General features: G+C 30.2%; 15 protein-coding genes. All 15 read left to right on the forward strand.

What is annotated here, in order from left to right; translation table 11 throughout:
- Positions 1–111 precede the first annotated feature (111 nt).
- Positions 112–450, forward strand: a complete 339-nt coding sequence (locus tag Q3V94_RS11660; RefSeq protein WP_303527919.1) for a hypothetical protein — start codon at positions 112–114, stop codon at positions 448–450.
- Positions 451–1,072: 622 nt separating this feature from the next.
- Positions 1,073–2,233: an RHS repeat domain-containing protein gene (locus Q3V94_RS11665; protein ID WP_303527921.1), complete on the forward strand. Its 1,161-nt coding sequence runs from the start codon at positions 1,073–1,075 to the stop codon at positions 2,231–2,233.
- Between the two features lie 12 nt (positions 2,234–2,245).
- Positions 2,246–2,491, forward strand: a complete 246-nt coding sequence (locus Q3V94_RS11670) for a DUF1871 family protein (protein ID WP_303527922.1) — start codon at positions 2,246–2,248, stop codon at positions 2,489–2,491.
- Between the two features lie 143 nt (positions 2,492–2,634).
- Positions 2,635–3,495, forward strand: coding sequence for an RHS repeat-associated core domain-containing protein (locus Q3V94_RS13705; RefSeq protein WP_368506520.1), 861 nt, complete (start codon positions 2,635–2,637; stop codon positions 3,493–3,495).
- Positions 3,496–3,974: 479 nt separating this feature from the next.
- A complete protein-coding gene (locus tag Q3V94_RS11685; RefSeq protein WP_303527924.1) occupies positions 3,975–4,517 on the forward strand; it encodes a DUF1629 domain-containing protein in 543 nt (180 codons plus the stop codon).
- Positions 4,518–4,550: 33 nt separating this feature from the next.
- Positions 4,551–5,411, forward strand: coding sequence for a YwqG family protein (locus tag Q3V94_RS11690; protein WP_303527927.1), 861 nt, complete (start codon positions 4,551–4,553; stop codon positions 5,409–5,411).
- 117 nt (positions 5,412–5,528) lie between these two features.
- Positions 5,529–6,254: a zinc ribbon domain-containing protein gene (locus Q3V94_RS11695; RefSeq protein ID WP_303527928.1), complete on the forward strand. Its 726-nt coding sequence runs from the start codon at positions 5,529–5,531 to the stop codon at positions 6,252–6,254.
- 530 nt (positions 6,255–6,784) lie between these two features.
- Complete coding sequence (locus Q3V94_RS11700) at positions 6,785–7,408, forward strand: hypothetical protein (protein WP_303527929.1); 624 nt, start codon at positions 6,785–6,787, stop codon at positions 7,406–7,408.
- Positions 7,409–7,470: 62 nt separating this feature from the next.
- Positions 7,471–8,067, forward strand: coding sequence for a hypothetical protein (locus Q3V94_RS11705; RefSeq protein ID WP_303527930.1), 597 nt, complete (start codon positions 7,471–7,473; stop codon positions 8,065–8,067).
- 344 nt (positions 8,068–8,411) lie between these two features.
- Positions 8,412–8,636, forward strand: coding sequence for a hypothetical protein (locus Q3V94_RS11710; RefSeq protein ID WP_303527931.1), 225 nt, complete (start codon positions 8,412–8,414; stop codon positions 8,634–8,636).
- Complete coding sequence (tnpB, locus tag Q3V94_RS13710) at positions 8,630–8,881, forward strand: IS66 family insertion sequence element accessory protein TnpB (RefSeq protein ID WP_368506519.1); 252 nt, start codon at positions 8,630–8,632, stop codon at positions 8,879–8,881. Before Q3V94_RS11710 ends, tnpB begins: the two co-directional genes overlap by 7 nt.
- 105 nt (positions 8,882–8,986) lie before the next feature.
- Entirely contained in the window at positions 8,987–9,847 is an 861-nt protein-coding gene (locus Q3V94_RS11715; protein ID WP_303527932.1) for an IS66 family transposase, read from the forward strand.
- Between the two features lie 783 nt (positions 9,848–10,630).
- Complete coding sequence (locus Q3V94_RS11720; protein WP_303527933.1) at positions 10,631–11,479, forward strand: polymorphic toxin type 44 domain-containing protein; 849 nt, start codon at positions 10,631–10,633, stop codon at positions 11,477–11,479.
- Between the two features lie 310 nt (positions 11,480–11,789).
- Positions 11,790–12,143, forward strand: a complete 354-nt coding sequence (locus Q3V94_RS11725; RefSeq protein ID WP_303527935.1) for a hypothetical protein — start codon at positions 11,790–11,792, stop codon at positions 12,141–12,143.
- Between the two features lie 209 nt (positions 12,144–12,352).
- On the forward strand, positions 12,353–12,625 hold a 273-nt coding region (locus Q3V94_RS11730), incomplete at its 3' end, for a transposase (protein ID WP_303527937.1).

The following is a 12,625-nucleotide window of genomic DNA, read 5'->3' on the forward strand; positions in this document are numbered from 1 at the left end:
AGCATATCAAATAAAATATAAATAATTTTTGATTTTGATAAAAATAAAGTAGTAGATAAAGAATTAATAAAATCTCGAAATTTAAAAGTTATTGCAGACATAGAGGGAGAATTGATAATCTGGGTTAATAATAAACTTTTTTTTCAAGAACAATATATCCTATTGCTTGAATTAGGGATACAACTTACTAAATGGATGAAAAACAATAAGAATGGCAAAGTACAAGACTTTAAATATGAAACAATGGATTATAGTTATGGTCCAATTTTAGAGTTCATTAAACAAAAGAATAATTACTGGAAGATTTATTCAGTATGGCAAAAAACTGAGATTAATGAAATTATTCAATTTAATGAATTAGCTTTAACTATAGAAAATTTTCTCAATAAACTAAAACAACAATTGTATGCTGAATATAAAATTAATATGATGGATTTTATAGCATATTAATATTTAGCTTATGTTATTTAAGGTTTTTAAGATTTAAAAATGGATCTAAACTAATGAGACACTTTTTTTTATAGAAAATTAAACCATTTTCTGTTTATTAAATTTGTATCGACATCAGCGGCATATAAAAAAACAATACTAATAATTTGTTAAAAATAATATAAGCTTTGAATTTCGCAGTGTAGTTGAATATATAAACAACTTAAGCTTTACCACAAGCTATTCCTGCGATAAGGACAATAGAGAAAAGGAAGTAACCCTTCCAAACGGAGCAAAGGCTATAAATAATTATGACATTTTAGGAAGACTAAACAATAAAGTTATTTCAACAGGCTCAGCATCCTTTACAACAAACTATAGCTATGAAGCAGGGAAAGAGCAAAACTCAACAACAAACAGGTTAAGCGAGATTGATAACAATGGTAAAAAAATAAACTACACCTACGATGCAAATGGAAACATTGAAACAATAACCCGGGATGGGAAAAGAATAAAATATTATTACAACGAGCTAAATGAAGTTTATAGGGAAGATAACCAGATATTAAACAAGACAATATTATATACTTATGATTTAGGCGGAAACATTTTAAGCAAAGTAGAGTATCCGTATACAGAAGGAGTGCCTGAAAATCCTACAAAGACAATAACCTACACCTACGATGATTTTAACTGGAAGGATAAACTAACAAGCTTTGACGGGAAGGAAATAACCTACGATGCAATAGGGAATCCTCTATCCTATGATGGCTATAGCTTTACATGGGAAGAGGGCAGACAACTTGCGAGGATACAAGGGAACGGGTTTAACATTTCCTACAAATACAACGACCAGGGCATAAGGACAGAAAAAACTGTAAACGGAGTTACAACCAAGTATTACCTATTATGTGATAAAGTTATTCTTGAAACAAACGGGACGGATACAATCCATTATTCCTACGACAGCCAAGACAACCTTGTTTCAATGAACCTAAACGGTGTAGAATATTATTATGTAAGGAACGGGCAAGGGGATATTATAGCTTTAATAGATGCAAATGGAAATGAAGTTATAACCTACACCTACGATAGCTGGGGGAATGTTGTTTCAATTGACGGAAGCCTTGCAACAACTTTAGGTGTTAAGAATCCATATAGGTATAGAGGATATAGATACGATGAAGAGACAAAGCTGTATTATTTGCAGAGTAGGTATTACAATCCTGAGTGGGGTAGGTTTGTTAATGCGGATGCGATTGTTGGTAAGATTGGAGAATTACTAGGTCATAACATGTTTGCATATTGCAATAACGACCCGGTAAACATGGAAGATAAAAATGGTTATTTTGGTTTAAAAAGTTCAATAAATAAGCTTAATCATGCTTTTCTTTATGTATATACATTTGTTATTTCAAGAATGTATGTAATTCAGCAAAGAATTAATAGTAAAGTTTTAGGATATATTGATAAAGTATTTAATAAGGGAGCGGGTAAGACTGAAATCGGAACATCTTTTGGAAAACTGGGTACTCTTGTAGAAAATCCTTATATAAAAGTAAATTGGGATGCCTTTGCTGAACATGGTTTTGAAAGAATGGCTCAGAGAGGTGTTACTAAGGAAATGGTTGATTCTTGGGTTGCAAATGGTAAAGCATTACAACAAGGGGCCAATAAATATCTTTTTATAACAAAAGAAGGTGCTGCAGTAGTAACAAAAGAAGGTAAATTGGTAACAACATATTCATCAAAATTTTTTGATGATAATATGATTAAAATTGTTAAGGAACTCTTTGGAGAGTAATGAGGTGATGTCATGAAAGATAAAGTAGCTAAAATAATAAATGAATGGGATCCAATAGATTTGTTTCCATTTTCCCCAAAAGATGAATATGAGGTTGAAATCGAGTTGATAAGTAAATTAGTTGATAAAAGAATTGATTTAGAAAGTTTAGCTAATAATATTTATGATTTATTTATAAAAAGATTTGGCGATGATGTTTTTACGAGAAGTTATGATGAATGCTTTATAATTGCAAAAAAAATATTTACAGAAAAGTAAAGCAAAATAGTCTTTTAAAGCATCTATGGTCACACAGTTTAGGCTGATGTGACCTTTTCATTAAACTGACCCCAAAATTTAAGTAAATCGGACTTAGAAATTGAAACTATGTAAGGAACGGGCAAGGGGATATAATTGCTTTAATTGACGCAAATGGAAATGAAGTTGTATCCTACACCTATGATAGCTGGGGGAATATTATTTCAATTGATGGAATCTTAAAAGATACAGTTGGAATTAAGAACCCATATAGGTATAGAGGATACAGATACGATGAAGAGACGAAGCTGTATTATTTACAGAGTAGGTTCTACAATCCTGAATGGGGAAGGTTTATTAATGCGGATGCGATTGTTGGAAATGTAGGTGTTTTACTTTCACATAATGTTTACTCCTATGTGATTAATAATCCTATTAATCAATCAGATGATGGTGGCTTTATTGCTCCAGCAGTTATTTATGCTGCATATGCTTATGCTCTTTCTATTGCAATCTCACCAGATACTCAAAGAGATCTACAATTAATGGCAATAGACTTGGCTAAAGGTGATTATTTAGCTGTTGCTCTTGATCTTGTTGGTATTTTAGTTCCAGGAGGAACGGGATTTGGTCAATTATCTAAACCAACAAAGAGAATAGTTAGAAAACTTATTAGATGGGTAGATAGAACATTAGAAGATGTAGAAAGTTCAAGTTCTTTAATATTAAGAGGCAATATGATTAAAGCTGGAATTAAGGTACCAAACTTTGCAAATGCAGCACACCATATAGTAGCTGGAAATGCTTCAGCAGCTAAGTATTCACGATCCATTTTAAAAAAGTTTGGCATAGGAATTAATGATGCTATAAATGGGGTTTTCTTATCTAATACTTACCATAACCGCCTTCATACAAAGGCATATTATGATAAAGTCAATTATCTGTTAGGACGTGCTAAAACAAGAGAAGATTTAATAAAAATATTAAACTACATTGCTCAACAATTACGAGAAGGTAAATTTTAAGGAGGCGACTACCGGACGACCGGAAAAGTCGGCTGAGAGCAAATGAATAGTAATATATTTAGTTGTAAAAGAACAAATAAAATTTAAATTTTTTGATTTAAGCCGTAGTTGGGAGTATAAGTAAAAATAAATACAAAAGCATTTACGCTTACTTAGATTTACAACATAATGTAGGGCTACTGATATATCATGGCAATCAATCTCACTTTAGCCTTGAATTCACTAATCATCTAATGGTCCTATCATTACCAAAAAATGGGAGGTAATGTGAACAACACTCCTCACAGCTTAAAGCGCCATGACTTTATCTCGTACCCCTGCCACCAGCCTCCTTAACTGTAGTCGAAGCTAAAAGGGAATTTATCGTGGTCTACTATATATATTTTTAAGTATTATTTATGTTTACACATTATTAATTTAAATAATTTACAAAATAAAATTGAGCTATATATTATATAGCTCTCACAGGAGGAGTGAAAATGGTAGTTTGGCAATTAAACTTTGATGTTGATAATTATACCATGCTAGTTACTAAGGAAGAAGAAGCATGTGATCTTCTTCGATTTGACGGGACAAGTGAAATTGAAACATGGAAACCTATTGAAGTGGAAAAAGCTGATAGAGCAAAACTTTCAAATGCAACTTGTTTATATAGTTCTGCAATTCCTGTATTTGACGAAAAGGTTTTGGATATAGTGAAAGATTTGATAAAAGATAGCGTTGAAATTTTGCCACTAGATTTTGATGGGAAAAAACTATATGCTATCAACGTAATAAAAGTTCTGAATTGCTTAGATTATGAAAAATCAGAGTATATCAAATTTGATGATTCTGACCGTATAATGGTAATTGAGAAGTATGTATTTAAAGAAGAATGTGTTAAAGGTCATCATATATTTAAAATTATTGATGAACCTGAGGGAGGAGCCTTTGTGTCTGATGAATTTAGAGATTTAGTTTTAATGAGTTGTTTAACAGGTTTTAAGTTTGTAAAGGCATGGGATTCATCAGAAGAATATTGATAATAAATATTTGATTATTATAAGGAGAAATATATGAAAGAATATATTGGTGAACTTTTTAATATTCTGGGCCTTTCAAGGATCTCAAATGAAATGTTAGATTTAGTAAAAAGTTCGATAAGAATTTATCCAACTGCAACAGAGGATAGCCAAATCGGCATAGGAATGTCAAAGATAGGTGGAAAACCTGATTTGCCTGAAGGATGGGATTGGCCGACATGGAATAAACTACCTTTAGCTTTTATTTGCCAATTAAATTTAGAGCATATTTGCGAATATGATGGTGACAAAGAATTACCTAACCAAGGAATGTTATATTTCTTTTATGAGGCATATAACCAACCATGGGGTTATGACCCAAAGGATAAGGGATGTTGCAAAGTTCTATATTATGATGGAGATGTTGAACTGTTAAAAGGAGTAAATTTTCCTGAATTTTTACCTGATAACTGCAGATTTGATTCTTGCGTTTTGGACTTTGAGGAAGAGCTAACAATACCATCATCAGATTCTTTATATATATCAAAGTTGCAGCTCAATAAAGAAGAAATGGATAAATTAACTAAAATGGAAGAAGAGGCAATAGAATTTATGAGTTATGAACCAATTCATAGACTTTTGGGACATCCTGATATAATACAACATGAAATGGAAACTGAATGTGTATTAGTAACAAATGGTCTATACTGTGGTGACTCAAGTAGTTATTATGATCCAAGGAGTCAAGAACTAATAGATAAAGCTACAGATTGGAAGTTGCTACTTCAGATTGATTCAGATGAGGATATAGGAATGATGTGGGGGGATGGAGGAAGAATATACTTTTGGATTCACAAAGATGATTTGAAATCAAAAAACTTTCATAAGGTATGGCTGATACTGCAATGTGATTAAGAAACTAGTTTCATAAATATTTCTTGTATCAACATCACCGTCCAAAGACATATTGAACTATTAATTTGATACAATGTGTTTAAAGCCTTGAGAAATCAGGGCTTTTTTGTTTTTTGAATGGCATCCATATCACATATAACTTTTATCCCTGATTTAGTGCAAGACGAAAATAGAAAGAGAAAAGAAGTAAAGGGCTATAAGACAGGAGGGAGCTTTTTTTCAGGGAAGGTTATATGTGGTGACTGTGGAAGTTTCTACGGCAGAAAGGTTTGGCATTCTACGAGTAAATATAGGAGGGTAATATGGCAGTGCAACAATAAGTTTAAAAATGATAAAAGGTGCAAGATGCCACATATTTATGAAGATAAGATAAAGAAGGCTTTTGTAGAGGTGTTTAATGGATTTATTGAAAATAAGGAAGAAATATTAAAAGGGTATGAGGAAGTTATAAAGGAACTTACTAATACCAAAGATTTAGATGAAAAAATATTTGAACTAGAAAGACAAGCAAAAGAAATTTTAGATGAAATAAATAGGTGTATTCGTGATAATGTAACTAAAGCACAGGACCAAGAGGAATATATGACAAGATACAATGCTTTAGTTGAAAGGTATGAAGGGATCAGAAAGTTAATTGAAGATGTTGAAAATGAAAGATTAAAAAGATTAGTTAAGAAAGATAGGATAGATGAATTTATGAAGGTTTTAAGAGATAGGGATGGGGTAATAGATGAGTTTGATGGGGAGTTTTGGAATATGGTTATCGAGGCAGTTAAGGTTTATGCAGGTGGAAAGATTGTGTTCGTGTTTAGGGATGGGATGGAGGTGGAGGTAAAGTTGTAGAGGTTACTGCAGGAGAAAGGTTTACTTTGTTTTTTCATGATAAAAATTTAACGTTTATTTAAAATTATAAATAAGTATCTGTAAATTGTTGATATTTTAGGTAAGTTTGAAAAGAAATTTATATTAAAATAATGTGCAATTAATTGTATTACTTTAAGGTGATACAGAATTATGTCGGAATAAAATGGAAATTTTCTATTGACAGAGATGGTAGAAGGGAGGGTAAAATAGAAAATATAGGAAATGATTAAGAAGTGTGTGCACATACTTTGGAAATAAGTTAAAAATATCTACAAATAAAGTTATTTACTACTCCTGAGACTAACAACAAATATGCAATAATTATAACTAAGTAAATATTAAAAATGATTCTAAGAATTTTATATAGTTTTTTTATATATACAGAAATTATTCTTACAATCTAATTACTTAAAATACAATATATACACTTAAAAAACATTAATAATTTGAAAAAGTCTTATATAAGGTCAGTGTATCATATAAAAGTATTATTAAGAGGGTGGATAAAAATGGGGAAAATTATAAGTAAAATTATATCTATTTTTTTGTTAACTGCTTTTTTAACAACAAATTGGGTTTATGCCCAAGATAAAAATATTTCTATAGAAATCGTGCCTAATGAAACAGAAGAAAGATCTTTTGTTTCTCCAATGTGGACAGTTAGATATGAATTTGATCATTATGATGCAACTTATAAGGCAACAAACGATACGAAATTTTATATTGGTGAATTTACTGTTATAAATCAAAGTTATACTCAGTATGCTGATGCTATATATATGCAAAATGAATTTAAAGAAATAAAAGCTGAATTCACGTATCAGGTATCAGCAAATGCTAATTATAAAATTAAAGTGATAGAAGTTGGGACTTCAACAACAGTGGGAGGGGCTTTAGCAGTAACAATCAATAGTGGTTTTACGTATTCTACTGGGACAAAAGTATCGCCAAGAAAAAAAGTAACTATTACATTATATAATAAAGGAGTAGCAGTTACTGGAGCAAAAATTTATAGGGTGTATGATACTGACGGCTCATTTTTGGGTTATGAAACAAGACCTGATGCAGCAGATTGTTGGTTCCCAAAATTAAATTCAAAAACAGCTGTTATAGGCCCAGAAATTTCAATATAGTAAACAAAAATGATACACTGACTTTACTATATAATCAAAAATATGAACGGATGGGGATTTTTATGAAAAGCAGGTATCTTTTAATAATTTTAACAATTTTTAATGTGATCAGTATTTTTATTAATTTTGGATTTTATGAACGATATAACAAATCAATAAAAAATTTTAATAAAACAACAATTAAAAACGCAACCAACAATCAAGACTTCGAAATAAACTTAGGCGAACTAGCGAGTTATTTTAATGATTCACCAGATTCATCTATATTGGTTCAAAAGTTTAAATTAATAAAAATTGTAACTGACCCAATACATGCTTTAGATGAATATGAAGTAGCTGATAAAACAGGGAATAAAATTTTATCGGTCTCATATGGTATAGAAGGAATATATCAAATAGATAAAAATACTTTAGTAAAAACTACAATTATTGAAGATAATACTTTGAAAAATGGCAATTATATTTATACAAAATCAGAAACTTCTTATGAAACATCATTTTACAAAATTAATAATACTTTTGTCATTTTTGATGTTATATTAAATTCAAATCTAAATGAAAGTGCAGTTAAAGAACATATGTTAAAAGTAATTAGTTTTAAAGAAAAGTTCTATAATCATTATAAAGCGTATCTGATGATGAAAAATAATAAGAACTAAGATGGTGATAATTTGTGATAGAGAAACTGTTAACAATTTTGCGTTGTAGATGGGAAAGGATGTGCAGTTTAGTGAATGAATGTCCTGTCCAGTAAACCCATAGTCAGGTTGATGGTAAAGAGGTTTGGAGCATTACAAGTAATTGTAATGCTTAAGTGCTGATATTAACAGTAAGATAGTAGCTTTGTAAGCGTCAAATTCTACCCACCTACAAAAGGCGAAACTAATTATGACATAATAGCATCAGGAGGTGCTATTAGTGCAAGAAATTAGACAAAGACAAAATAATCTAAACTGGATGAATTGATTCAAAATTTTCAAGCAAGCGGACTTTCAGCTCCAAAGTGGTGCAAAGAAAATGGGATAATGCTTTCTCAATTAAGGTGGCAACTGAAAAAAGAAAAACGTTTAACAATGAAGAAATACAATGGGTCCAACTGAAAGAAAATCCCGTTAGTATATCTAACACCATAACTGTAAAAATAGGCAATGCAGAAATAGTGGTTTCAGAAGGATTTAACGTAGAACTTTTCTCTGAAGTTGCTAAAACATTAAGTTCATTATGCTGAAATTAAAGCAGGTTCAGAATATCTATTTAGCTGTCGGTAAAACTGACATGCGCAAATCAATTGATGGACTTGCCATCATAGTTCAAATGAATTTCAAATTAGACCCATTTTCAGATGCAATATTTGTATTTTGTAATTCAAAACGCGACAAGATTAAAATACTTTATTGGGAACGTAATGGTTTTTGGCTATATTACAGGCGTTTAGAAATAGGCTTAGCAAACAAAAACTTCTTGACAAAGTAAAAGAAAACCATTCAATGATATATTCATGTCGTAATTGCGAAAGAGAAGGAAGCACTGTTCCAATGATTATAGCTCCTACACCTAAGCTAGTAATCAAAGAAAGTATTGCATGCAGATGAAATAGAGCTTGAAGTTATAAATGAGCCAGGGCGAAAAGCAACCACAAAATCCTACATGTGGATGTATCGAACAGTTAATGGGCATGAGCCAATCGTTCTATATGAGTATCAGCCATCAAGGGCAGGAGATAACGCTAAGGCCTTTTTAAAAGGTTTTAAAGGGTATCTACACACTGATGCCTATGATGGATACGATAAACTATTAAAAGAATCAAAGGCAGGACCAGCGATGGAAGTAACACTTGTATCCTGCTTTGCTCATGCAAGAAGATATTTTACAGATAACTTGAGAGCAGTAGAAGATAAGGAAAGCTACATGTATACTTCTGCTTATCAAGGGGTAAAGTATATAGACAGCATGTTTGAACTTGAAGAAAAACTATCTAAAAAATCCTATGAAGAGCGATATAAAGAACGCCTCAGCAGGCTTAAACCAATGCTGGAGGTTTATTTCGCATGGATTGAAAAAGAACATGCAATATCACTTCCAAAATCAAGTTATTGCAAAGCAATAAATTATTCATTTAATCAAAAGGAAAAGCTGATGAACATACTAAAGGATGGAAGGCTTGAGCTTTGTAACAATCGTGCAGAAAGAGCAATAAAGCCTTTTGTAATAGGTCGAAAAAATTGGTTATTTTCAAATACACCGCAAGGAGCAAGGGCAAGTGCGATTACTTATAGCATAATTGAAACTGCGAAGGAAAATAAATTAATTCCATTTGAGTATTTGAAATATCTATTTGAAACTATGCCAAACGTTGATATTACAAAAGAGGAGGAACTAAATAAACTGCTTCCATGGTCAAAGGAACTACCTGACAAATGCAGAGCCAAGCTGAAGTAAAAGGTCGCAATAAAATGCGGCTTTTTTGTAAAGGTGGTCCTGTTTCGACGCTTACGTAACTAAAAAAAACCTCGAAAAAGAGGGGGAGCAAGTTATCATACAAAAAATTAATAAAATCAATGGGTTATCGTCAAAAGCACCCTAAAACTTTTGATAATACCTTATTACAGCAAAAAAGGTTAAAATGAAAATGTGTTATTGCTTATTCTGGGAAGGGAGTGTAAGCTTTTATGTTATTAAAACAAAAAATTAAAAGCTTATTTATAGTTCTTATTATTGATTTAATTGGAATTTTAATACTGGTAAATTATAATTTGGAAAATAGTTTAATAAAAATTAAACAAAGTTACTCTGGTGTAATTTTTTCTTTACTTCTGATATTAGTGCTTTTTATTTATTTTGATTATCTTAGAAAATTCTTTATAAAAAGTCAAAAAAGAAGAATTCAATTTTGGGATATTATTTTTAACTTAATTACAATCGTTAGTATTCTGATATTAAGTTATATAGCATTAATATGTTTTTTGTTCTTTTCGTAGTAAATTAGATGTTTTTTTGATAGTTTTTTGTTAATATATGTTCTAATTAAACTATAGAGTAATTATGTTGTTATTATAGAGAAGTTAGTCATGAAGAAATAATGATAAGGTTGTTTCATTATAATTCATATGTAAGTTATTTGAAAAATTCAAGGGAGGTGACATATAAAAAAGTCAAAATATTATATTCTTATGTAATTTTACCGTTAAAGATTAAATTAAGTGAAAGATGAAGGGGTTATTTATGAAGGGTATTATTATAAAGATAATTAATTTCGTATTAGCTTTTTTAATAGTTATACTTATACCTTTTAATCAAATTGTATATGCTAATCTAGCTTATAATAGAGATGTTAAAAAAATGTCTTCAGACGCGAACGCTATATTTAAAGAAATATATAAACAGTCTCAAAATAAAAATATTTCTAAAATAGAAAATGATTATGATTCATATTCAGTATTATTCAACAATCTTGAAAATGTTATATTCAAAAGCGATAATACTATTTTTGTAAATGTTGAAAAAATTTCAGAATTATATAAATTTGATTCAATTGAATTAGAAAAATTAAATAGCTTTATAAATAGATTGAACATATTAATTAAACTAAATGCTATTAAAATAAATAGCAACTTAGAAATTTCAGTTGTTACAAATATACAACAAGAAAATTTTTTCTCAATTAAAGCAGCAGTAATTGATATATTACCTGAAGCGAGAATTCATGCAGATGAGCTAAAAAAAGTTTATGAAAATGCTATTTTTGGAACAAAACATCTTGTAGCAGGAGTTTATTTTACTGAAATGGTAAAGAGTGGAGGAATATGGGACTATAAAACTTACTTAGGAACAAAAACTATTTATTATGATGAAGGTTTGAGAGCATATGTTACCGGAGAAACAATAGGAAATTTTCATTATGGCTATGTTGGAAGTGCAGTATTTGGACCAACAACTCTTAAATCTGCTGCGGGTCTAGTTCAAATAATAAGCGGTACTTCTGATATTAGTTTTTGGAGTAGTTATTTTGATGATCCTAGAGATACAGCGGATATTCAATGGGGAATAGATACGTATAATGTAGAACATTAATTTTTTATGTAGGACAATATTATTTATAAAGCTGAGTATATTTCATTAAAAAAGTTCAGTATAATTAACATAAGAGGAACTTTAAAATAGCAGAAAAGTTAACATAAATAATTTATTATAAAAATGATTAAAAAATTTTATGGTGCTGAATGATGATGTATTGTTTAGGGAGTGAAAATAATGTATATATTTTTAATCATTATATAAATAAAATCATTGTATCAACATCATCGTCCAAAGACAAATTTGAACGATTCGTTGATACGATAGATAAAAGCTCTGAGAAATCAGGGCTTTTTTGATTTTTTGAATGGCAGCCACATCAAATATAACTAAAGAAATAGATATATGCATTCGTGATAATGCAACTAAAGCACAGGACCAAGAGGAATATGTGAAAAAATATAATACATTAGTTGAAAAGTATGAAGGTATTAAAAAGTCAATTGAAGATGTTGAAAATGAGAGGTTTGAGAGATTTGTAAAGAAGGATAGAATAGAGGAGTTTATGAAGGTTTTGAAAAGGAGAGATGTATTACTTGATGAGTTTGATGGTGAGCTTTGGAATATGATTATTGAGGCAGTTAAGGTTTATGCAGATGGAAAGATGGTGTTTGTGTTCAAGGATGGGATGGAGGTGGTAATGCAAAGGGGTTATGGATAATTGGGGTTTAGTATGTAGTTTAATTAAATTAAAAGGGATTATGCACAAATTGTTGTATATTAAAATTGGAGGAGGTATTTTTATTTACCATGTACAGAATAATGTAGAAAAAAATAGAAAAATTGAGACTGTAAAAAATTTTGTGTAAATAGATTAAAAACCTCTTTCTTGGTAAGAATTAAAATATAAACTAAGAAGGAGGTTTTTAAATGTCACTATTAACAAAAGAACAACTAAGAGGATTTATTAAAGAAAACAATCTTCAAACTGTGCCTGACATTTACAACGCTCTAAAAGAACTTTTTAAAGAAACTCTTCAAGAAATGCTTGAAGCTGAGCTTTCAACTAATCTTGGTTATGAAAAGTATGAGAAAAAAGATAAAGAAACAACCAATTCAAGAAATGGATATTCTCAAAAGACAGTTAAAACTCAATTTGGCGAAATGGAGCTTAACATCCCAAGAGATAGAGAGGGAGAATTT

This window comes from Caloramator sp. CAR-1 (assembly GCF_030546345.1).
Classification (GTDB): Bacteria; Bacillota; Clostridia; order Clostridiales; family Caloramatoraceae; genus Caloramator; species Caloramator australicus.